The 22,821-nt window shown below is 33.2% G+C and carries 18 protein-coding genes and 1 pseudogene; 4 read left to right on the forward strand and 15 right to left on the reverse strand.

Features of this window, described 5'->3' with window-relative positions:
* Positions 1–127: 127 nt before the first annotated feature.
* The 11 genes and pseudogenes from G7Y56_RS12050 to G7Y56_RS12100 form a co-directional block, all read right to left on the reverse strand.
* A pseudogene (locus G7Y56_RS12050) lies at positions 128–832 on the reverse strand (YWFCY domain-containing protein); the annotation flags it as partial.
* 319 nt (positions 833–1,151) lie between these two features.
* Positions 1,152–1,469 carry a hypothetical protein gene (locus G7Y56_RS12055; protein WP_165043762.1) on the reverse strand — a complete coding sequence of 106 codons (318 nt, stop codon included), beginning with the start codon at positions 1,467–1,469 and terminating at the stop codon, positions 1,152–1,154.
* 10 nt (positions 1,470–1,479) lie between these two features.
* Positions 1,480–3,315, reverse strand: a complete 1,836-nt coding sequence (locus G7Y56_RS12060; protein WP_165043764.1) for a hypothetical protein — start codon at positions 3,313–3,315, stop codon at positions 1,480–1,482.
* A gap of 44 nt (positions 3,316–3,359) precedes the next feature.
* Positions 3,360–5,276 carry a WG repeat-containing protein gene (locus G7Y56_RS12065; RefSeq protein WP_165043766.1) on the reverse strand — a complete coding sequence of 639 codons (1,917 nt, stop codon included), beginning with the start codon at positions 5,274–5,276 and terminating at the stop codon, positions 3,360–3,362.
* Between the two features lie 38 nt (positions 5,277–5,314).
* Positions 5,315–6,226, reverse strand: a complete 912-nt coding sequence (locus G7Y56_RS12070; RefSeq protein ID WP_165043768.1) for a hypothetical protein — start codon at positions 6,224–6,226, stop codon at positions 5,315–5,317.
* A 111-nt stretch (positions 6,227–6,337) separates the two neighbouring features.
* On the reverse strand, positions 6,338–6,628 hold the full coding sequence (locus G7Y56_RS12075; protein ID WP_165043770.1) for a hypothetical protein: 291 nt from the start codon (positions 6,626–6,628) through the stop codon (positions 6,338–6,340).
* Between the two features lie 230 nt (positions 6,629–6,858).
* Positions 6,859–8,880, reverse strand: coding sequence for a DUF4280 domain-containing protein (locus G7Y56_RS12080; protein WP_165043772.1), 2,022 nt, complete (start codon positions 8,878–8,880; stop codon positions 6,859–6,861).
* The gene (locus G7Y56_RS12085) at positions 8,877–9,695 is read right to left on the reverse strand and encodes a hypothetical protein (protein ID WP_165043774.1); all 819 of its coding nucleotides are present in this window, start codon (positions 9,693–9,695) and stop codon (positions 8,877–8,879) included. Before G7Y56_RS12085 ends, G7Y56_RS12080 begins: the two co-directional genes overlap by 4 nt.
* Before the next feature lie 59 nt (positions 9,696–9,754).
* On the reverse strand, positions 9,755–11,062 hold the full coding sequence (locus tag G7Y56_RS12090) for a WG repeat-containing protein (protein ID WP_165043776.1): 1,308 nt from the start codon (positions 11,060–11,062) through the stop codon (positions 9,755–9,757).
* A 69-nt stretch (positions 11,063–11,131) separates the two neighbouring features.
* A complete protein-coding gene (locus tag G7Y56_RS12095) occupies positions 11,132–12,391 on the reverse strand; it encodes a hypothetical protein (RefSeq protein ID WP_165043779.1) in 1,260 nt (419 codons plus the stop codon).
* A 25-nt stretch (positions 12,392–12,416) separates the two neighbouring features.
* Positions 12,417–14,264 carry a type VI secretion system Vgr family protein gene (locus tag G7Y56_RS12100; RefSeq protein WP_165043781.1) on the reverse strand — a complete coding sequence of 616 codons (1,848 nt, stop codon included), beginning with the start codon at positions 14,262–14,264 and terminating at the stop codon, positions 12,417–12,419.
* A gap of 199 nt (positions 14,265–14,463) precedes the next feature.
* Between G7Y56_RS12100 and G7Y56_RS12105 the strand changes: the two genes are divergently transcribed.
* A complete protein-coding gene (locus G7Y56_RS12105; RefSeq protein ID WP_165043783.1) occupies positions 14,464–15,207 on the forward strand; it encodes a TetR/AcrR family transcriptional regulator in 744 nt (247 codons plus the stop codon).
* Between the two features lie 212 nt (positions 15,208–15,419).
* Here G7Y56_RS12105 and G7Y56_RS12110 read toward each other — a convergent pair whose 3' ends face one another.
* Positions 15,420–17,093: a tetratricopeptide repeat protein gene (locus G7Y56_RS12110; RefSeq protein WP_165043785.1), complete on the reverse strand. Its 1,674-nt coding sequence runs from the start codon at positions 17,091–17,093 to the stop codon at positions 15,420–15,422.
* 55 nt (positions 17,094–17,148) lie between these two features.
* The gene (locus G7Y56_RS18625) at positions 17,149–17,277 is read right to left on the reverse strand and encodes a hypothetical protein (RefSeq protein WP_255498745.1); all 129 of its coding nucleotides are present in this window, start codon (positions 17,275–17,277) and stop codon (positions 17,149–17,151) included.
* A gap of 816 nt (positions 17,278–18,093) precedes the next feature.
* On the opposite strand from G7Y56_RS18625, the gene G7Y56_RS12115 reads away from it, so the two are divergent.
* Both G7Y56_RS12115 and G7Y56_RS12120 read left to right on the forward strand, forming a co-directional pair.
* Entirely contained in the window at positions 18,094–18,279 is a 186-nt protein-coding gene (locus G7Y56_RS12115; RefSeq protein WP_165043787.1) for a hypothetical protein, read from the forward strand.
* A 127-nt stretch (positions 18,280–18,406) separates the two neighbouring features.
* Positions 18,407–20,065, forward strand: coding sequence for a M48 family metallopeptidase (locus tag G7Y56_RS12120; RefSeq protein WP_165043789.1), 1,659 nt, complete (start codon positions 18,407–18,409; stop codon positions 20,063–20,065).
* Between the two features lie 114 nt (positions 20,066–20,179).
* On the opposite strand, the gene G7Y56_RS12125 is transcribed toward G7Y56_RS12120, so the two are convergent.
* Entirely contained in the window at positions 20,180–21,514 is a 1,335-nt protein-coding gene (locus G7Y56_RS12125; RefSeq protein WP_165043791.1) for a tetratricopeptide repeat protein, read from the reverse strand.
* 79 nt (positions 21,515–21,593) lie between these two features.
* On the reverse strand, positions 21,594–21,935 hold the full coding sequence (locus G7Y56_RS12130; RefSeq protein WP_165043793.1) for a hypothetical protein: 342 nt from the start codon (positions 21,933–21,935) through the stop codon (positions 21,594–21,596).
* 572 nt (positions 21,936–22,507) lie between these two features.
* Here G7Y56_RS12130 and G7Y56_RS12135 point away from each other — a divergent pair.
* Positions 22,508–22,783 carry an HU family DNA-binding protein gene (locus G7Y56_RS12135; RefSeq protein ID WP_165043795.1) on the forward strand — a complete coding sequence of 92 codons (276 nt, stop codon included), beginning with the start codon at positions 22,508–22,510 and terminating at the stop codon, positions 22,781–22,783.
* Positions 22,784–22,821: the final 38 nt, after the last annotated feature.

The raw sequence follows: 22,821 nt of genomic DNA on the forward strand, positions 1-22,821 counted from the left end.
CGAGCGTGCTACACTCCCTGTCGTCTTTCGTTGAACAGATGAGCCGGTGATGATAGGTCATTTTCAAAGAACACTTGCCTAATCCTTGCCAAAGGGACGATTATTATACTACCTTGACTGGCGCACCGTATATATACATCGAGAAGCCTTTTTTTATGTGCTGCTTGATGTAATTATTGACTACTGCATATGATTTTCCAGATCCCGGAGTTCCTAAAACGATTGTTGCCCGAAATGGGTTCACAACGTTTATCCACCCTTCGTTCCATTTTTTCTCATAATAGAATCTCGTCGGAAGGTTAACAGAGTATTCGTTCTCCATTAAACGTGTCTCTTGCATGAAAGACTCATTCTCGATATTGAATACATCATCCATGAGGGTATTTTTTAGTAGTCTGCTCATCCACAAGCCTGCAACAAATAGTAAGACGAAACCCAATGAAATTACAGTTATGTATAGAGCAGCATTGGCTTCAATGGGTAAAGGGAGTTTTAGTATCCACCAGTTCAGAAAAAACAGGACAAAGCCGAAAAATAAACAGATATTTATATTTCGCCAGGTAATCTTCTCGTTTTTAACGCCTTTAGATCCCAGACAGGAAAGAGCCAGAAAGACGAATGAGAAAAGTTTTGTCCACAAGATATTAGAAAAAAGCCCTGATGTGTTTTGGAAGTTCAGTAAGATCCTGTCTACAACTCCAATGTTTATACCCCATTTTACAACGCATTGGTAACAATACCAATAAAGATGTATTACTACAAATAAAATACTCAATGTACGCATAAAGCCCATTACCTTACCCAATCCTTTTACATCATCCTCATTTTGCATAAAATATCTATTTTAGTTAACGAATTAATTAATCCGTCAAAAAAAGTAGTTACCTATTGCTATTTGAAAGATGTATGTATATATGTCCGCATATGTCCGCATTATACATCTGAAGCTCCTGCTAACATTGGGTACTACCCGAATAAGAATCCGTGGTTGACCTAAGAAAAACTAGATTATTGCTTATTTATTTTCTTTAAGATATTTTCAATAGAAGCCATTGGTCTGAAGGTATATGCCATTTATTTCTGTCCTGATTACTATATTTGAAGTGCCTGACTTCATATCAGCATTAATTATACTTGAATTTGATTGCAGGTTATTTATCATCATGAAGTACTTTGAAAAATCCACTCTCGACTATATTTTCGATTTCTTCTTCATAAAGATTCCAATATTTCTCAGCAAATTCAGAGTCGAAGTCTTTTACATATTCCAATATTCTGGAAAATAATATCCGTCCTTTTTCGGTATGTGCAACAAGCAATACAAGTTCAATTATGCCACTAAGGATAGCTGCTTGTTGTTTCTGGTCATAGTCGGTTTTAATTTTTTCAACCGAACTTTCAAAAGAATCCATCCTCTGATAAACATAAATCCTTAGCTTTGAAAAAGTATCGTATTCTTCTTGCGTCATAAAAGGCATACTACATATTACTATTGGGTGATGATGGAGTTTTTTCCTGACCTGATTCCCCTTCATTTACTACAGACTTAATTTTTATATTGAAGTTAAAATTGCCGGGAGATCGATTTCTCATTCTTATCAATAAGTCTCTCAATACTCCTTTGCGTTTAATCAGGTAAGGATATTCTTTAGAAGGAGTAAGTTGAATCTCCATTACATTGATAATTCCTTCGTGTGGTTTGGGACTTATCTTGGCTGCTCTTTTTGCATCTACATCACTGATAGCACGACCTAGTTCAGCCTTACAAAAGGAGGTTATATTATGGTGTGTAAGTATACGGTCTCTCGATGACAGTAAATAGAAGAACACTGCATTAAGATCAGCTATTTCTGTAAATTCCTTACCGCCATGAACATCGACTAAAGATAATACTGGATTATTGTCTAACCCTGCTCCTTTTTCAGCCATAAAAGAAGTTCCCTTTTCAATTCCATTGACAAGCTCACCGTTACAGACCCAATACTTTACATCAATAACATTTGATTTTTCACTGTCGATGAAAAACCTTGCGATTGTTTCTTTATAATATTTATCGTTTTCTGATTTGCTTTCTGATGTAGTTTGTAATAATTGGTTTATTTTATCTACCTGATTTTCTATCGACTCAATATCGATCTCTCGAAAGGCTGTCTTTTCGTTTGTAAGTGTATGAACCAGCCGTTCCATAACACTATGCAAATCAATTTTTTTGTGGAAAATCCAATTCGTATTCTCAACACAATAATTATTATCTTCTAATTCATTCCTGCCATTTACAGCATTGAATTTAGTTTCAAGATCATCGGAAACATTATCCACTGCCAGGAATTTTTCGGTATAATCGCCTGTTAAATCTTCAAATTTATAGGATTGTTCGCCTGTAATTTTTTGTTTATGTAGCCTCTTATTACTCGCAGGAAAAGTATTTATTCCTATAAGCATTTTTGCCAGATCTGGTGGCGTGAAATTAGGGAGAAATTGCAGTTCAATCCAACGTTTAGGGGTTAATCCGGAAATTGCTTCGGTATCTGCAAGTGCTAATAGTTCGGGTGGTAAGACCTCTAAAGGTATATCACGCACATATGCTGTTTCTTTAATAGTCAGATAATTGTTTTTGTAGTAGTTCAGTATGTTTTTTTCGAAATGATCGATCTCTTTATTAGATAATAGGGGATAACCTTGAGTTAGTTGCAGTTGTTTACCTCCTGCATAACATTTGGTATATGATATGAGTTCAAAAAAGTCGTGGAGTTCTGGTAATTCAGGAAAATCGATATAAAAAGAAAGCCCTTTGAGATCAATAATTGCCGGGTCTATATCGAGTCCCAGATAAATCTTATTATAAGTGGAGTGGTGTTCTGTCGTTGTTATTATGCTCTTCTTGTCAACCGTATCGATGTAATATAATTCTTTTCGGTGAAAGAGGTAATTAAATTTGATATTGTACAATTTAGAATCTACAACGGGATGAAAGCTGATTATTTCAGCTCCGGAAGATTCAATTTGTTTGGGTATAGTATTCAAATAGAAAGCTGTATACCGATCAAAAACTTGCTCGGGAATGAGGGGTTGTGCCTGAAGTATAGTATGTGCCGGACGGAGGGCTAAATAGTATAAGGGCGTGAGCTCTCTGGCCAAATTATCCTTCGCAGAGTAAGCTATATCTTTCATTCTGGATTCCAAGAGGGAAATCTCCTGAACTACGCATTCAAACATTATTTTTACCAGAGGATCCAAATTATCGAACTTATTTGTTTCCCAAGCTAAGCAAGCTAATTTTTGAAGGCGATTACGGATTTTTTGGGCATGTGGCATAATTGGAGTCTATTTTTTATCTACTTGAATGTTCTAATTTATCATTAGAGAATAATAGTCATTCGGTCAAATGTATAATCTTCGAATGGATAAAATTCTTTATCTTTTTTTGTATGCTCCTGTCTTAAGAACTGAGCAGCATTGATATGGCATTTTATGCTATTACTTATAATGGTTTTATAATATGATGTTTTACCTTTTGTCCCGGATTTTACCCCCAGATTCACTATTAGCCTCATTTCAGTTTCAAATCCACCATCATAGACTGGGGTAAGTACTGCCCAATATTCATTGGGTTTTAGCATGGTCTTTTTATCGGTTACTGTATGAGATAATGATCCTGATCGTGATTGAATATCTTGCCAGATACCTTTTTTATCTTTAGCTTGTGCGGTTATTTCCAATTTGGAATCGTCTATTGATATTGTATCATTTGTCGGATTTATCAAATAACATTCGTAATGAAGTTTTTTGCCATTAAAAATATTTTCTTCTACCTGTATTGGCGATATAACCAAAGAAATAGAATTATCATGTTTAAGGTCATTTGTTATTTTTTTTGCAGATTTATACCCATAGTCTTCGTACTGGCTATATTCTTTTACTTCATAAAAATGTCCGCCATCAATTGCATAATCTACATTATACTTCGACTGCTCTCTACAATCTTGCATCCATATTGTGATTAGATTTTTGTTGATATAGGCATGCTTACCTTCTGATAATTCAACATAAAGCAAGTCTCCAATTAGCCCACTTTCATAATCCACACTGTAATAAAACGAATTTGACTCATTATTTATATGGTTATTGGCGAGATACCAACAGTCTGTAGCGAAATTTCCGCCAATTGCCGGATTTATATTGTTCAGTAACCAAAAATCCCCCTCCTTTAAAACCGGATACCAAGGGTTTCCTTCTGTACCTATTTTTGATATAACTGTACCCTTTTTATCCACAATGGCATTATCGGTTAGGTACAATTCTTTTTCTTTGTCATATCCATAGACAGGTGTATTATCCAACCTAACAATATTACCGTCTACATCCCACAGATAATACATTGTTTCTGCTTTATTCTCTTCTATAAGTGAGTAGCCCAAACGAAATGGTGAGATTGTGGATACATTTTCTCCAATATGTGAATAAACAATATTTCCTTTTTTATCGAGTATGTCATACATGGTTATATTATCTGTGCCGGACTCCCATTCGACCAAACATCTGTCATCAGAATATTGCTTTCCAACGAGTGTAGATTTCTTCCTTTTAAATACAAGTTCTCCTTTGGTATTTATAAATCCTATCGTTTTGTTCTCCCAGTTTTTAGATTCAACCAGCGCCATACCGTTTGAGAATTCGCTTATATGGTTATATTCTCCAAAAGGTACTATTATTGTTCCTTTTGTATTAACTACACCATACTCCATATACCCCTTTTGAACAACAGACACATCATCATTAAAAAGTGAAAAACGATCAAACTTTTGTGGACTCATTATTGATTTCCCATATTTATCCACCAGACCTGTCAAGTTATCTTTTTGAGTAGTTACTTTAAATAATGGTATATTCTTATCTGTACAGGCATGATCAATAAATTTATAATTATGGCTGAACATTATATTCCCTCTATCATCAATCAGGTAAGGCTTTTTGTTTTTCCATACCCTTGCTACCCCGGCATGAAAAGGCAATGCATATTCAAACTGAGGCTTTATAATAAATTCGCCTTTTCTGTTTATATAACCTGCATAACCATTTAGTGTTGCAACAGCTTTGCCTTCGAAAAAGCGACCTGCATGATCAAATGTTTTGTTTATAATTAGGTTACCATTATTATCAATATATGTATAGCCTGAATCTGTCTTTATCAAAAAGATATCCTTGTCTTGTGTTTTTGCAGCCAAGCTAAAAATAAAATATAAGATTAATGATATGGATACTCTGATTAATGTCATTGATTTGTATCTGAGATTATTTTTGCCTATTTTCATTTCTATTCAAGAAAAGGATTTTCTTTACCTTTTCTTAACTTAACTGGTTGCCTTTCCCATTCTACAGCTTTTTTTATTTTCTGATCCATTTCTTTACTATTGTAAAATCGATATTCTGTAATTAATTCCCCTTTGGAATATTTTTCAACGTATATATTGCATATCTCTACTATCCCATTTTCATTATTAATCTTTCCAACATAATATTTCCATGTACCGACTTTTTTCCCTTTTATTAATGCTCCTTCAACTAATACATCATCATACCCCGTTGGGTAATAATCTTTATAGTAACCAGTTCCATTAACAAAATCAGTATTGTAGATATATTTTCCTGCGTCATTCAATACTGCATATTTTCCATCTAATAGACCATCTTTAAAGTATTCAATTTTTAAGATTGATGTATTTTTCCAGATAGTTTTATTGTTTTCTCCAAGAAACTCATCATACTCATCCCATTTAATTCTTGAATACCTACTACAACAAGGCACGCCTTGATCAAAACAGCCTTTTACAGAAACTATTATTTTATCAGCCTTCCTAAAATTCTCTAATAAAGCTGCTGAATAATTTGGAGAACTACCCATTAATCCTTTCTGGCTATTATCTGTTATTAATCTTGAAATGAGATCAAAAGAGTACCAACCATGAAGACTAGTTCCATTTTTATCAATGTAATTCCTATTTAAAGATTTTGTTAAATCAAATTCGTAAGACAACTTATTAAGTCTCTTAAAACCAGAAGTACTTGATTTATTCAACTCATCATATCTATTCTTGCACAATGAATCAACATTGTTTTGAGCTTGTAGATAAAAAGAAAAGAAAAGGAATAAATATAAAATTATCTTCATCATTATTCTGTGTTTTGATGGTTTATTGCTGTTAAACGTAGTCTTATCCATTGCCATTTGTAAAAATCATCATGATTAGAATAGTAATCCATTACATTAGATGTATTACCGGCACAGGTTTGTCCCATTATATATAAAACCTTTTCAGATGAATTAATTCCATTAAATCTATTTCTTCAAATCCAAAAGTGTACTATCTATTACTAATGTCCATTGTTGTGCTGTCAGTAGATTCTCCTTATTAGCAATATATTCAGGTATCGCATGTTCCATAAATGAATTATAATTTAGTTCCTTTAAAAGTTGACTTTTATCCTTATTATAAATTTTAACATAGAATGCTTTGGGGAATTTTACAGAATCGGTTCTCAATACAGGTAATAATAAGCTTGATTCATTACTCGGATAATGATTAAGCATAAGAGAATCCCGTTTACTAAATGAAACTATTGAGTCCATTTTAGACTTAGTATATGATAAAGAATCTTGCGAAGTGTATTCGAAATTAATCTTGATAAAAAAATAGGTAGAATCATATTTATTTTCAAATCGAAGAGATTTATATTGAGTTCTAATTTGACTTTGTATCTCTCTAGGATCAGGTGCTCCTCTCCACATGTACCAGACCAAACATATGATAGAGATCCCAAGAGCTATTAATAAATATAATATTATAAGTGATATTTTTTTCATTTTGATATTTTTATGCTTGTTAACCAAATTAAACCTTTCAAATCTTCTTCTGCTGCAACAATGCGACCAAAAGCTTTGCCTCCATGATAATATTTCATTAAGTCTTGCTCCCCTGTGCTTGGTGCATTTTCTCCTTTAACATCTTTCATCTGATCTTTACTCCAATCCCAAATATTTTCTGCTAATGTTTTATCATACCATTTTTTGTTGTCAGGAGTTGTAGGTTTTGTCTCCTGAGTAAGATAAGAAGAGCCTTTATGTTGATAAGAATAAATATCACCCCCAAACGCTTGTAATATTTCGTGTCCAAGCTCATGTGCTGATGTCTCAGTAAATTCGTCATCAGCATCTTTATCAGTCTCGTACCCCCATCTACCACTTGAATATCTGAGATAGCCTACGCTATAAGTTGTTTGTTGTATCATATTAATAATTGCATCTATACCTTTTACTACTTTTGCAATGCCTAGCCCATAGGAAGAACCTCCCGGATTGCCCGATCGCCCCCAATCTCCATTCGTATTATATATAAGGGGCATATCATCCAGAGAATAGGGCGGTTTCTTAGTTGTATTTTCTGCTAAAGTATTGACTGTGAAGTTTACATTATTTACAGTAACACCATTGTCTCTGCTACCATTACGGCTCCAATAAATTTTCATGCCCTTTAATACCATATTAACCAGATCATCAAAAGAGCGGGTTCTTGACTTAATAACTGGGTTTACAGGATTGATAGATGATGCTGGAATTTTATCCCAATCACAAACAGTACCTGAGTGGTATTCTCCGGGAGCTCCAACAGTAGGACTTCCTCCAGTGGTATAATGATATGTACTACAGCTCAAACCTTTTTCTCCACCATCAACCAGATTTATATTGATTGCAATGTCAATGTTTTTTGTACTGCCGGTATTGGTTATTACAGCTTTTACCCATTTTGCTGCTGGTTCTATTTTCTCGGTTGTCACTTCTTTCGCGGAAACTACTGATATTGAGCCGTCCGATCCGACTACAGAAACCTGAAAACGTAGGCTACCTAACAAATTTGCCGTATCTAAAACACCTTCATCACTGAAACCATCCCATTTTATAACATGACTTCCTTGTTTCAGATGTTTGTCTTCTATAATCCTATTTTCCATGATAATACTGTGAGTCGCCTTTTTATCAGCTTTGTTTCCTGTTTTTTGACCTGTAACTACTACTTCCTGTAAGTTAGCTAAAGATGCGAAACCGACTAAATTGCCATATTTTGTAAAAACTGAAAAGCGTATAGATGTCGCATCTTCTCCTGTTATTTTATATTTTATGGAAAAATATCCTGATGTTTTTATATTCTTATTTACAGGATTCTGAATTCCCAGTGGTGTAAAATACTCAGTATCTATTGATTCTAAAGTAACATGAATCTTTGATTCTTTTCTATCCGGCTCTATTTTGGTCAAAGTTGCTTTCTGACCGCTATCTTTTATTTTCAGGTCTTGTCCGCTTATCATACACGGAATAGTTGACTCAACTACAATGGCGTTCTTACCATCGATCAGCGTTTTCGAGAAATTCTTCCATGCTCCCAGACTGATTACAGTTTTGCAGGGAGGAGGAGGTGAACCCGGTTTTTGTTGTGAAGGATGCTTACAAACTCCGGTGAAGTTAAAGTTCTTTTTGCCATCTTTATCATCAACAGTAACCCACGGCTTGTCCTGCAATTTGACAGTAGTGGAAGTTACTATTATATCAGCAAATGTCGGAGAGCAGAATGAACACTCTATTTTACCGCCCATAATTACATATTTGGCATGTTCATTGGGGTCGCTCCACTTATTATCTTGTTTTTCTTTCTTGTAAGCTTCCTTATCCTTATCATTCATCTTGTCGGGAGTGGTCGGCTTGTTCTTTTCTTCCTCGGCTGCCTTTTCTTTCATATTTTCGTTCATCACGAAATTTATACTGGCTATTATAACTATTAACATTATTACAACAACGATTGCTATTGCAATTAATCCCATTAAACTCATAATGTCTGATTATTTAAGTTTTCTATTTTTTCCAATCTGAAATTCCATTTGTTGATGATACTGTCATCATAAGCAAATGTGATATGAGCTTCAGCTTTTTTTAAAGTATTGCTGAGTGTACAATATTCAATATTTCCTTTTGCTTCTTTTAGTTCGATTGGTGAATCAGGATCATGTTTCTTCCAATCCAAAATATACCTTCTGGTATTTTCGTGTTTATCTTTAAATGATAAGGTTTCCATTAGTTTTGTTTCCGGCGTGTTATCCAGTTTTATTAAACGCTGTATTTTCCATTCTTCCCCATGAGATTCAGGTATGGGAGGGTAGAGCAGTCCATACTCGTAATACTGGCTGAATATGTCTTTAAAATGATTGTCATGTTCAAAATCATCAGATATTTTTTCCAGATAAGATTCAGCAGCCTCTCCTTTATAATGGTGTAATATCCGTTCTTTCAGCTTAATCCAGTTCTTACGTAATTCATCCAGATTAGATACTCTTGTTATTTTGCCGTTATCATTTTTTTCAAGGTGAATCCAGTCGTATTTATAATTCAGCCTACGAAGAAAATCTTGGGCTTTGCGGAATTCTTTAGCCATATTCACATGTATATCCTCCACTTCTATTTCATAGGAATAGAAAGATTCCGGAGACTCAAAATGCATATTCAATTCCTTGTTATAGAATACTTTTTTGTCGGTCTTCGTTTTTAACGGTATGACTCTAAGGTATCTTCTATAAGAAAATTCCTGAACAGAATCCGTATCTTTTATCTTGCTCCTGCTATAAGTGTTAGTCTGTATATAATCAATCATATATTTAAGGATTAATCCGATGATTTATATTGTTTTGTGTTATTTGAAATAAGAGATATTCATTTTAGTATTCTAACAGGTAACATTTTTACGATATACTCTCTTCCATTTTTATCTAATAGCATTGTTTTATTTTGAAATGCAAGCGAATCATTTTTTGTATACACAAATCCGTTTCCAAATAAATCGTCTGAATTATATTCAATTTTATATTTACTTGGAATAATGAGTTCTGCCTGTGTATTAATAAAGCCTTCTTCTCCAGTAGTTCCTCTAACTATGCACATTCCATTCTTAAATTTTGAAATATCTGCAAATTGGGCTGACAAACGTTCTTTTCCCGACTTATCTATAACTGCATACAAACCATTTGTTTTACCTCTGTAAAACCCGTATTCGATATATTCTATCGATTCGTATCGGTATGGAATAATTTCATTCAGTTTGTTATCGACCAGTTTCGATTTCTGTATTTGCTTATTGTAAATTAAGATTGTAGAATCTTCTAAAATAGTATATGTGGAGTCCAGCGTAAAAGGCAGGACTAATTCATTACTTTTATTTATAACCGCATTCTTATTCTTTGTTGGGTTCTCTCCTTTCTCGGAAACAACGGCAAATCCTCCAATGAAACCGAAAGTATCAACAAAGTCGTACGTATAGGGTATAGCCAGTTTGCCATCGGTATCTATAAAGCCCCATTTGCCATTTCCATCACGTTTTATAAAAGCCATCAGTCCTTCTTTATAAGCGGGGGAACCTACCCAACCATATCGTTCTGAAAATATGGTTTTGCCTGTTTTGTCTATCACGCTGATTCTATTGTCCCCCTGGTCGATTATCCTGACATTATCCTGATTTAATTCTTTTACGTCTATAAGCTGGTTTAAGGTAATGAAAGAGTCACCGTTAGATATTCCGGGCATGTTATTGTAGATGCCAAATTCATTATATTCCAATGGTATGTTTTCCCGTTGTTCCTGTATATCATAGCAGCCCCATTTACCATTTTTCTTTACAAAAAAGTATCTGCTGTCGGCTGAACGGATATCTTCATAAATGCAGGGAATAACTTCTTTCATCTTAGAGTCGAACAGGCATGCTATGTTGTCTTTCTTTGCATGGATATACCCGTTTTCTATATAAATCAGTTTATATTCAGGATACAGAGCATAATTATCCAAGCTATCTATAACACCGAATCTGAATTGTCCGTTTTCCTCGAATCCGACAATTGCATAACTATTTATAAATGGGTATGCCAGATTGTATTTAGGTGGTATAACTTCTTTATGGGAAGTATAGTCCATATAACCCCACAATCCTTTTTCATTGTCAAACGGGACTAAATCTTTTCTTTCTGCCATCGAACAATTCACAAACAGAAGAAAGCATAAGAAATAAGTAATTGTATATTTTATGCTCATAATAATATTCTATTTGATTTTTACCGACTTACGAACTTGTGTCACAAAGTATTTTTTGTAGCCTGTTGCACTGATAAATGTATTTGTAGCGGATGAAGTCATCGTATTCTCAATACAGTTACTATATATTTTATTACTTGTGGAATAGCCATTAGATACTGCATTATCAAAAAAGTAAAAATAGCAGGTCGACTCGTTCCCATGAATAATGCTACTGTCTTTGTCCATACCTACAAATACGATGAAATGATCAGATGTCCCGTCTCCACCTGTACTGGGATAGCTGGCTGACCGTTGTGAATGATCGACTCCTACGATAACAGGGACAGAATTAGGCATCGATTCTTTCAAATATGCAACCGCTTTAGTAAAGGCTTCCTTATAGATAATCGGATCTTTGGGTTTGTTTGTAACAAGAGGATTACCTTTAGCATCCTTATCTCCTAAACGTCCTTTTTGATCCTTGTATACCAGATAGGCATAATCAAAATCTTCACTATACCCACTGTCCGCTGTGCGGTATTTTTCTTTTTTTATCTGAGCTTTTGCAGCAACTAAACAATCTGTGGTATAAACAACAAAATCAGAATCCGCAATAAAAGGAGATACTTTAGACCAGCCTTCATTTACACAACTCCAGGGAAGAATCGCAAATTTACCGACTAAAATTTTCCCTGACACTGTTCCTTTAAAGTCAAAATAACCAGAAGTATCATCGTAAGCATAAAATTCGATACTTGGTGCTTTAAGCATGTTTTGCGTTTTCCCGGAAACTGAACCTGACTCAATATAAGGTGTGATTTTATTAACTTTCAGTTTGATCTTTATTGTTTGTCCAATGTTTACATCAAATTTTTGAGTACCGACTAACTCAAATTCCGATTTGTCAGCCACAAGTTTCACTTCAATGACACCGTCATTGTCTGTTGCATTTTTATTCCCGTTTATTATTTTGAACTCTAACTCTATTTCTCCTTTACCCCATACTTGAAGATATTCAAGTTTTCTCTCGTTTTTCTCTAAATAGTTAGATAGTTTATAACTTAAATAATCAAAGCCTTGGGCTTCTATTTTTTGTTTTCTTGCACTTTCACAAATCGGGCAGGTATTAAAATAGACACTTCCTTTCCATTCGTTTGATATCCCTGTATTATCCCATTTATAGAAATTTCCGGCACTCTTATTACCCGAAAATACAACTTCGGGTACAAAATCGTATTTACTGACTGGTTCTACTTTCCGGCTTTCATCGAATGCTAATGCAGACATAGGCTTTATTATTTTATTTGTGAATTTATGCTTTACTTATTCTCGCGTCTTCAGCACCTTGTATAAGGGCTACACCGGCACTCTGAACTGTAAAATCGCCACTTTCAGCAACAAATTTAGTTTCTCCGGAAGTAATATCCAGCTTAGTTCCAATCGTTACATTGGATGCTTCGGAAACATCCTGAGAATGGTTGGCTGATCTTGTTTTGATATCACCGCCTACCATATTCGTCTGGTTCTCTCCAACCTGAATATCCATATTTTTTCCGGCTTCAGCACTTATATTTTCATCTGCCTGAATAATTATATTTTTAGCTGTGAGTGTCATGGTTTCCAGAGCAGTAATCTCAATATTATTTCCTTTGCTGTCTATATGTAGGAAATTACCTTTCTTATCCTTAAGGGTAATACTTAACGATTCTTCGGCATCATCAAATTCGAGTGTATGCCCACTACGGGTAATCATACTTTTAATATGGTTTTCGGCTTGTCCCCCCATACCGTTCTTGCCATGAAACATGCTGCCCATTACAAACGGAAAATTGGGATTGCCAAATTCAAAGCCGATCATTACCTGATCTCCTTTTTCGGGAATAAATACAAATCCTCTGTTTTTAGATACATCTTCACTCATACCTGCATTAGGGGTCATAACACGTAGCCACGCCTTACTGTAATGTTTATCCGCGAATGGAAAATCGACCTGAACCCTTCCTATAGCTTGTGGGTCCTGATTACTTGTTACTGTTGCCCTGACAGAGTGGGCAGTCGGTATTACCGGTGGTGTATCGACCGGCATTACTTTTAATTTGGCAGGTACTGCTTCAAATTCATTTGTATACCGATGGTTCTGATCGATTATATGTTTTGATTTGATAACCCTGTAAGTTCCCAATTCGCGTCCGTTAGACATGTTTTTGGGAAGGGTGATTTGAATTATCCTGCCTATTGTCGGTTTATATGTATTGGCTTCTCCATAAATGTAAACGGATTTTGCTGCATTACGGACTTGTTTTCTTTTGACAAATTCCAGAAGGGAACCTACATCTCCCGCATTTACTTCAATCGGCATATTGGGTACTAATTCGCTGTTCAGGGATGCATTTTTAGCATGCATTTTGTCTATATATACATCCGAATTCTCAACGTTCTTAGGGGTGTCTCTTGTTAAAGTATCGTCACGGTCTGCCATATATTCATAGTTCAGGAACATATTCGGTAGATATTTTGTGCACGATTGGAAAGAAGTTATTTCCTTGTCATAGGTTAGATTTATGGTTGAAAATTCTTCATATTCACCAATCAATAGCTGACTACCGCTATAGAAGATATTTTCAGTATACAGATAGGCTGTCCGTTTTAAAAATTCCCAGTCTGTTTCATTGTATTGCATCAGAAAATCTACTTTTCCTTTATGAATCGGGGAATTTACGATCTCCAATAAGTTATCGTCTATTCCATATGCTGCTTCTTCGAAAACTTTTTTGAGTGACATATCTGAATATATATCATATCGTTTACCCCTGTCCAATAAGATTGTCGGGCTATATCCCGATAGTATGAAATAGCCGTTTTGTCCTCTTTCTCCTGTTTTTCTTACATCTGTTATGATACCTTTAAAGGGATAAGTCGTACCTCCGCCATCACCGTGCATAAATTGTATTGTAACAGGTTGACCGTTCAGTTCTATCTGTTCTAGGGGATTGTCCATGAATGTTTGTTGTAGAAGCACATAATCCAGTTTTATACTAAACTGGTGATGTTCACCATAGGCTTGAATAACGGATAATTCTACAAAATTCATTTCTTTACCGGCGACTGTTAATTTCGCAGATATTTGAATGTTTTTTTCATTTGAATTTGGTGTGGCCATAGTAATTATATAATTAGTGTATATTTGTTGTCTTTTGTGCTAATTGAAAGAGGTATATTAAAGTTTGTGAGATATAAATTCCGAATTAGAACGATCTTATATTAGTTAATATACAAATATATAATTAATTTTATTTAAATAAATACAAGTCTTTGATATAAATAATACTATCTAATTATTTTATATGCAATCTTCGGTTATGGAAAAAGATCAAAAGAAAGTAAATCGCCGGACTAATTATAATTTGGAGAAAGATATAATGGCTGCTACAAAGCAATTGATTGAGGCTATGGGTTTTCAAAAGACTACGCTTACTAGCATTGCTCAATTATCTGAAACGACAGCTCCTGTTTTTTATAAGTGGTACGATGGTTTGGACGGATTATTCGATAAGTTTGTGGAGAAACAAAGTTTATGGTTTACCGATATTGTGGATGATGCTTTCGATAAGAGAAAGGCTGAAGATGTGGAAGCTTATTTAAAACGGATATTAAATGGGTTGGTAAAAGACCTGTATAAGAATAAGACAATGCAACAGGTTTTAATATGGGAAATGGTTGAAGATAATAAGACAACCGCAAGAAGTGTTAAATCAAGAGAGATTATTTATAACAGATACCTTATTGAAGAATACCTTAAGTCTTTTACAGAAAGAGGTGTAAATATAAATGTAATAATGGGCTTGTTGGTCGGTGGTATATATTATCTGACTCTTATAAAGGATAAGTCAACTTACTGGGGGATTGATTTTAATACACGTGACGGAAAAAAACAGTTATTAGAGACATTGGATCAAATCTGCGAGTGGTTGTTTTCAAAGTTATTGCCCGATAAACAAGTAATAGAAATAGCATCTAAAATGAAAAGCAAAGGTATTGATATACAAATCATTTCTGACTGTACAGGCTTGATGTTAGACCAAATCATAAAGTTGTCAATTTAAACCGATTAAAGGATATTTCACTCTAGTGAACGGATAAACAAATAGATAGAAATCAGAATTATTTAGCTTAAAAATTTTAAACCAAAAATATGTTCTAAAATTTCTTCACATAAATCTTTCCTGTAAACTACGATTAATTCAATTTGTAAAGCAGTAATACCTACTTATAAGCAGCAAAATAAGTTTTATAAAATTGATAAATATAGAGTAATTTATAATTGTTCCGGATTTAAGATCAGCCTGATAGAATGCTCACTCATTCCGGCATTGCGTAATTTAGCGTGTATTGCAAGTTTAGATTCATTTAAATCAAATATCCGGGAATTGTTCCCTGTAATAATTGCTATTGCAGATTCACTATATTCAAGATGACACAACATTAGTATGACCAGTTCCATATCTGTCAATGCAGCAGATGCTTTTTTCCCGGTATGAACATGTGAGTATAGATAGCTTTTTGCCAGTTCCTTTAATTGTTCATTAGTTTGATACTTTAGCTCTTCAACCATTGATTTAATTTCTACATAGATGGATAAATTTATTTCTTGCCCCAACAACAATATTTGGGTAACTTTTTCATCAATATCTGCCCATTTGATTATAAAATTTTCATATATTGTTTCAAGGTAGTTTTTACTGGCTATACTATGTTCATAAAGGACTTGCTGAGTATTAAAATGTAGTTTTTCTTCGAGTTTTTTTTGTCGTTTGTATGTGGTTTTACGACAAAATAAATAGGTCATTATTATTATAATTACCACAATTATATTTATTGAAAGCATCTGTTTTCTTTTAGCAGCATATTCCTGATCCAATAAATACATCCTGTACTTATTTTCTGCTTTCATGACATTTTCTAAATTAGTTTCTTCAGCTATTTTCTGAACAATCGCCATTTGCAATGTTTTATAATGTAATGCCTGCTGATAATCTGCCGACTGATAATGATAATCGGATATAGAACCATAAACACTCCTGAGTATATAATTATTCTTTATTTCGGCCAATCGCTCTTTAATTCTGTCTGTATAGTATTTAGATGAATCCAGTTGATTTGTTTTATTGAATATTTTCGATAGGTTTAAATATATTTGTATAGAATCTCCTGAATTTGTATTCTGATGTAAAGCTTTGTGTAAATAATCAGACGCTTTTAAATATTCCCCTTTTTCACGGGAGACCACTCCTAATCTGTGATTAAAAGTTATAATATTAGGTACGTTATTTATTTTAGTCGCCAAATCTAAACCTTTTTGATAATTAAATAATGCACTGTCAAGTTGATTAAGATTAAAGTAGGCTGATCCGATAGAATTAATTGCCTCTAATTTAAACAGGTCAGTAGAAGGGTTAGTATTATATATGCTTAATGCCTGCCCGTAGTAAACAATAGCACTATCCATCATTCCCTGATTGTAAAATATAAAACCAATATTATCATTTATCTTTCCTGTTAATACTTGATTTTGTGATTTACATGCAAATTCTCCTCCTATCAGAAAACTTTCCAATGCTTTATCAAAAAAACTATTTTCTTTGTAAACAATTGCTGCATAAAAATATGCAAGCGCAGCTTCATCCGGATTGTTTTTTTTGTTGAAATAGTTCTGAGCTTTAAATATTAAAGTGTCATTTTTTACATCCTGATATGTCTTATATTTTGCTTGTACATGTGTAACTATAAATAGCATGTATTTATCGCACCCCATTTCTTGCGGATTTCGTATTGAATCAAGAAAATTAAGAGCGTCAATGGGGCTGTTCTCAATGACATTTCTGGCTTTTGTTAATAATTCGTCTGAATAAGTGCTTTTATCACAAGAGGACAGTAAAGCAAACACGCTCAGTGCAAGAAAGAAAACTTTCCCGGATATTGTTATTTTCATAAATAAGCATTGAATTAGTAAGTTCAGTTCAAAATAAACTGATTAGTGTTTACTTTTACTGAAAAGTCTCTGAATTCGTCTTAGCATCAATGCTATCTTCATGTTGATGTAAAGAAGTTTGTTGACTGGCTCTTGGAGGGTTGCCGGGACTTACATCTCCACTATCCTGTTCATCGAATTCCATCTGTGAACAAGAAGATAAAAGTAAGATAATACCTGTTAAAATAATTAAAAATAATAGGGAGTTAGTTTTCATAGTTATGTAGTTTATTATGAAGAAAAATACAGGAATAAATTAATAGCATTTGGTTTTCGAAAGAAATTCTGTTCAGCATGGGAATAAAAATACAATGACTAACTGATACTTCAAGTTAAATAATAAACAATCTTGATTCACATACAACTGATTCGTATTTTGTTTAATTCCTAACAAAGTTAATTGTGGATTATGAAAGAATAATGCCAGAATAGAGTAGATATAGATTATCTGTCGAGAAAATATATTTAAATAACTAATTTTTAGAATATTAAAAAAAACACCTAAAAGATTTTTATAAGGCTAATATCAAATTTTATCTATGATTTTAAGTTTAAATCAAGACTCATAAAAACATTTTAATCAATTCTCAACGTAAAGTATAGAATAGAATATATACATAATGTAAATAAATATTAAATAAATTACACTTATCAATAATAAATAAATAGGATGAATATAAGAGACATTCTAAGATAGCATATAACTGAATTCCCGGTCAACTACTAGAGATATTGATTTCTTTATTTTGACAATAACATATAATAAAACAATAACAGAAGTCACAATTCATTTAAGACTTTCAATAGTCACTCCTATAATTGCCTGGTATTTATCAATATACTATAAAATCATTTTATTTATACTATCACAATACGTACGTCCTCCCCCTACCTCTTGTACATTTTATATTGTTTTATTAATATTACAGTTTAAAACACGCTAATCTATATTGCCAGAACAATGAAAAAAGTACTTTTAATAATGACTTTACTTTGCGGAATTTTATTTTCAATGGCTTCCTGCTCAAAACTATGGGATGATAAAGATGATCCGGGAGAAGGAGGAAGACCTATTGAACCAAATTATAAAGAATCTATTACTATCCCACGAGATAGTATGGACTTAAAGGATTCCATTAGAAATTGATTAATTCATAATTAAAGTATGCTAAATCAAAAAGTTCTCGATTGCACTTACTTTGATTACCTCGCAATCATATTACATTCAGTAAACTTATACTGAAAACCAATTCACGATATTTATGAATAGCACTATGAAAGACAAGGTAAATTGTCTGCTTATACTTCTCCTATCTATGTTGTTTTCCTGTAAAGAGAACAGTAAATCAGTTGAATTATTAACGCAATCCAGAAACCTGCTATTTGATAAGCCTACTGACGCTTTGATACTCTTAGACTCCATCCAAAATCCGGAGCTAATGGACAGTGAAGATTATATGTCATATATTGTAACATATGTTGAAGCAAAACTTAAAACACAGCAAGACATTTCCAATGACACATTGATTTACAAAGCTCAGGAATATTACAACAATTCGAATGATTCGGATAAGGGGGCAATTGCTAACTATATCTCTGGAAGAGTATCAATGGTTAGAGAAAAGCAAGATATGGCTCTGGCATCCTTTCTCAAAGCCGAATACGATGCACATCAGTCCAATAATGATCCTATTATTGCAAAGAGTTTGCATAGTATAGCAAACTTATATTACTACAACGAGAATACAGATACGGCAATAGTGCGATATAAGGAAGCCTATCAGTACTATATTAAACTCGAAGGCACTGAAAATAACCAAATACTCGTTTTACAACAAATAGGCCGGACATATAATGATATGAATAGCTTAGACAGCGCGCTTGTATATCTACACAATGGCTTGGAATTAGCAAAGAAAAGAAATAATCAAGCCTATGAAACAAGTATCACCCATCTAGTTGGCACAGTTCTGCGTGAAAAAGGAGAGTATCAAAATTCAAAGGAGTACTTAAACAGGGCATTAAAAAAAACGAAAAATGAAGAAGAGTCTTTGAGGGTACACCTAAGTTTAGCAAGGTTGTATTTAAAAATGCAGGAAAATGATTCGGTACTGTTTCATATCGATGAAATAAAAAAAGGTTTATCTAAAATAAACGACAATTTAATTCTTAGAAGTATTTATACATCTTTAGCCGATTTTTATGCTTTGAATTCCGATTGTAATGAAGTTTCACTGTATTACAATTTAATACAGGAGGTAAACAAAAAGATAAGTGATGATAAAGGATTGAAAAACTTGATGAATGTACAAAAAGAACATCAGCTATATCAAAAAAATGAGGAAATTGCCAAAGGTGAGCTAAAGTTCAAAATAGTTATCATACTAAGTATTAGCATGGTTCTGATCCTTACTCTAATTATTATTCTCATTGTAAAGAATAACCGGCTAAAACATCAGAGAGAAGAGGAAAAGAGCAGGAAAGAACAGGAGAAAAGTAGATTGTTAGAGACTGAAAATGAATTTTTAAAACTCAAAGTAGAAAACTTATCATTCGTCCAGGGTATTTATCAGAACATAATTCATGACTGGGATAATGTTGAAAATGAGATAAAAGAACTGGCTGTAGAATTTGGCGCAGATGAATATCCCGAATTAATTAATAAAATCAAACACATTATTGAGGATCTGAAGAAAAAATCAAACAACTACCTAATAGAAAATGCCAAAATATACCTGCGGAAATCCGGTGTCAAAAATCAAATTATAAAACATTTAACGGATAAACAGTTACTTATATTCATTCTGAATGAATATGGCTACTGCAAAAAAGACATGCTGGCAATAATAAACTTAGGAGAACCCATAGACGAAGATAATATTGAATTTGAATTAACGGCAATAAGAAAACAACTCAAAAAGTATCGTCTATAATTACTGCAATACTGCTTTAGAACATTACCCGATAAATGTAAATCCGATGTTGCCAAAAAGCAAAAACACCACAAGAAAAACTCCTGCGGTGCTAAAAAAAATTGAGTGTAGTATTTATTTCTCTCCTTCTTTACTTTTTTCTTTTTCTATTTCATCCAGAATCGCTTTTATTTCAGCTCCCGAATTATCACTCTTATTCATTGAGCGAAGCATCCCTAGAATTAGGTCATACTTTTCAGTAATTCCTTTGATTTCTTCTTCATCCTTTTTATTATGCCTATAAACACTTATTACAAAAAATAAGATAGTTCCCAGAACAAGTAGCCCTCCAATAATACACTGAATAACAAACATTCTGAATTCCTGAGCTACCATGTCCTTTTGAGTCAGGTAGAAGTTCTTGTCAGCTTCAAACAATCCCGCTGCATTTTCTTCATCTTCGATCTGAATCTGGCTTATCTTTTCAAGGTCTCTGTATTGTATTGCTTTTTGATAGTCACCCGTTAATTGATAATACTCGGAAAGTGCCACATACGCTGATTTTAAAGTATAATTATTTGTTATTGCGGGCAGGTCTGCTATTGTTAATTCGGCATATTGTTTAGCTAGATCAGTATTTTTCTTTTTATTATAAATCATCAGCATACCTACATTCATCTTTCGTACATTTTCTTTGTCTGTAGCAGCTAAATTCAATGCAGACAGGTAATACTCAATAGCCTTTTCATATTCCTGCATATTATAGAATAATACTCCTAAATTTTGTAAAGAATAACTTTGAAATTTTTCGTTATTTGATTCTATTGCCCTATTCAATGCTTTATTATAATAAAAAGAAGCACTGTCAATTCTTTTACTTTCTTCGAATGCACGACCGATATAGGTGTATACTGTCAGAATTTTATTATCCGCATTTTCTAATTTATCGAAATGCTGTAATGCTTTTTTGTAATTAACGATTGCACTATCGAGTAGATCTTGCTGATAATAAATATACCCGATATTATTATAACTTTTAGCAGCTAAAAAATTATCATCTGTTTTTTGACTATAATACGCTGCATTCATAAAAGATTCCAACGATTTTGGAAGTTCTTTATTCGAATAGTCGACCCAGGCTGCATAATAGTTAGCATATGCTGTTTGCTTATAATCGCTTTTAGCGTTGTAGTAATTTTGAGCCTTAAATATATTTTTCTCGGTTGATATATCTGCTCTTGTTTCTTGCTTGGCAGCCACATGAGCAACTATAAATTGCATATAATCATCTTCATTCATCTTCTGAGGATTCTCTATAGAGTCAAGTAATAATAGAGCCTCTTTCGGATTATTATCTAATAAAGATTGTGCTTCCTTTAATAATCTTGTAGAAAAGTTGTTTTCTTTACAAGAATACAATATTGTGCTGGAAACAAATAGAAATAGTATAAAGTTTGTTGTTACTCTCATAAATGATATCCTTAGATTATTAAAGTAAAAAAGAACGGCTTCATTTAAAAGATAGTTGAAACCGATTTATTTTGGCATTTTACTGAATAACGAAACCATCCTGTTGAATAGTCTTACCATCTGGTCCTAAAATATCAATGTAATAAATACCCCTTGGCAGAGAGGAAGTATTCATGTTTAAACTTGGTTCAAGCGAAACATCGATGTTTCTTTCAAAAATGATATTGTTATTCTCACTGGTTATTCTGACATCAACCACGCCTATATCTGCATTTTTTTCACAAGATCGAAGTATTTGGATAGATGACCGTAACATACCATCATCCCCAGCTCCAATCCCCTTATCCATCTCATCTGTACTACAGGAAGTAAATAATAATGCTATAAAGCTAACGGCAATCAATAAACTTTTTGTTTTCATTTTTATACTTTATGCGTTAAAACATTTGTTATAAGGTTAACCTATTCACTTTTAGTGTTTAATTTCATAAAGAAAATGGAATATATTTATTTACAGATATATAAAATTCGCTTTAATGTTTAAAAGAAGCATTTTGAGTAAAAAGTTAGAAAAAGAATAAATAACTAAAATACCCCTAAAATAAAAAGGTCAATCTATATTTCTGATTGTCCTTTACCAAATAAAAGTCATTTATTATTTCTTGGACTCTACTAGAGGTAACCGGCGATTCCTGAACTTAGTCAACTTAAGAACTTTAGACGTCCTCCCTTCTCGTATTCCGGCTGCTTTATCTCCGTTTCTACCTCAAGCGTAGTGACAGTTACAAATTTGGAAATTAGGATTATTAGTCTTAGTTGTAGATTCTCAATAATTATTGTTTGTTGCAAAGTTAAAGCAAAGTGAATCTTAAGATTTAACTCTGCAAAAGTTTGATTTTTATCTATCTATAGAACATTTTAAGACTGCTTCAATAGAAAAACATCTATATTTGCACATTGAAACAAAATACTAACTTATTTAAAGATTATCCAATGACAAAAGCAGAGATTGTTAATGAAATAGCACTTAAAACAGGTATCGATAAAACTTCAATTCTTAAAACAATAGAATCATGCATGGAGATAATAAAAGAGTCTCTTAGTAAAAATGAAAACGTTTATTTGAGGGGATTTGGAAGCTTTATAGTTAAAGAAAGAGCAGAAAAAACAGCGCGTAATATTTCGAAGAAAACGACGATAATTATTCCTGCACATTTAATCCCTGCTTTTAAACCGTCTAAAACATTTGTAGCTCAGGTAAAAAAATAATAAAAGAGATATTATATTATTTGATTTAAAAGCCACAG

Origin of the sequence: Dysgonomonas sp. ZJ709, from assembly GCF_011039195.1 — a bacterium.
GTDB lineage: Bacteria > Bacteroidota > Bacteroidia > Bacteroidales > Dysgonomonadaceae > Dysgonomonas.

What these genes read in the sequence shown, in the direction of transcription:
- G7Y56_RS12110 (WP_165043785.1), bottom strand. Translation starts at nt 17,093, where the DNA reads ATGAAAATAACAATATCCGGGAAAGTTTTCTTTCTTGCACTGAGCGTG.
- G7Y56_RS12105 (WP_165043783.1), top strand. Translation starts at nt 14,464, where the DNA reads ATGGAAAAAGATCAAAAGAAAGTAAATCGCCGGACTAATTATAATTTG.
- G7Y56_RS12135 (WP_165043795.1), top strand. Translation starts at nt 22,508, where the DNA reads ATGACAAAAGCAGAGATTGTTAATGAAATAGCACTTAAAACAGGTATC.
- G7Y56_RS12085 (WP_165043774.1), bottom strand. Translation starts at nt 9,695, where the DNA reads ATGATTGATTATATACAGACTAACACTTATAGCAGGAGCAAGATAAAA.
- G7Y56_RS12130 (WP_165043793.1), bottom strand. Translation starts at nt 21,935, where the DNA reads ATGAAAACAAAAAGTTTATTGATTGCCGTTAGCTTTATAGCATTATTA.
- G7Y56_RS12055 (WP_165043762.1), bottom strand. Translation starts at nt 1,469, where the DNA reads ATGACGCAAGAAGAATACGATACTTTTTCAAAGCTAAGGATTTATGTT.
- G7Y56_RS12075 (WP_165043770.1), bottom strand. Translation starts at nt 6,628, where the DNA reads ATGGACTCAATAGTTTCATTTAGTAAACGGGATTCTCTTATGCTTAAT.
- G7Y56_RS12115 (WP_165043787.1), top strand. Translation starts at nt 18,094, where the DNA reads ATGAAAAAAGTACTTTTAATAATGACTTTACTTTGCGGAATTTTATTT.
- G7Y56_RS12080 (WP_165043772.1), bottom strand. Translation starts at nt 8,880, where the DNA reads ATGAGTTTAATGGGATTAATTGCAATAGCAATCGTTGTTGTAATAATG.
- G7Y56_RS12060 (WP_165043764.1), bottom strand. Translation starts at nt 3,315, where the DNA reads ATGCCACATGCCCAAAAAATCCGTAATCGCCTTCAAAAATTAGCTTGC.
- G7Y56_RS12095 (WP_165043779.1), bottom strand. Translation starts at nt 12,391, where the DNA reads ATGTCTGCATTAGCATTCGATGAAAGCCGGAAAGTAGAACCAGTCAGT.
- G7Y56_RS12120 (WP_165043789.1), top strand. Translation starts at nt 18,407, where the DNA reads ATGAAAGACAAGGTAAATTGTCTGCTTATACTTCTCCTATCTATGTTG.
- G7Y56_RS12090 (WP_165043776.1), bottom strand. Translation starts at nt 11,062, where the DNA reads ATGGCAGAAAGAAAAGATTTAGTCCCGTTTGACAATGAAAAAGGATTG.
- G7Y56_RS12070 (WP_165043768.1), bottom strand. Translation starts at nt 6,226, where the DNA reads ATGGCAATGGATAAGACTACGTTTAACAGCAATAAACCATCAAAACAC.
- G7Y56_RS12100 (WP_165043781.1), bottom strand. Translation starts at nt 14,264, where the DNA reads ATGGCCACACCAAATTCAAATGAAAAAAACATTCAAATATCTGCGAAA.
- G7Y56_RS12065 (WP_165043766.1), bottom strand. Translation starts at nt 5,276, where the DNA reads ATGACATTAATCAGAGTATCCATATCATTAATCTTATATTTTATTTTT.
- G7Y56_RS12125 (WP_165043791.1), bottom strand. Translation starts at nt 21,514, where the DNA reads ATGAGAGTAACAACAAACTTTATACTATTTCTATTTGTTTCCAGCACA.
- G7Y56_RS18625 (WP_255498745.1), bottom strand. Translation starts at nt 17,277, where the DNA reads ATGGAATTCGATGAACAGGATAGTGGAGATGTAAGTCCCGGCAACCCT.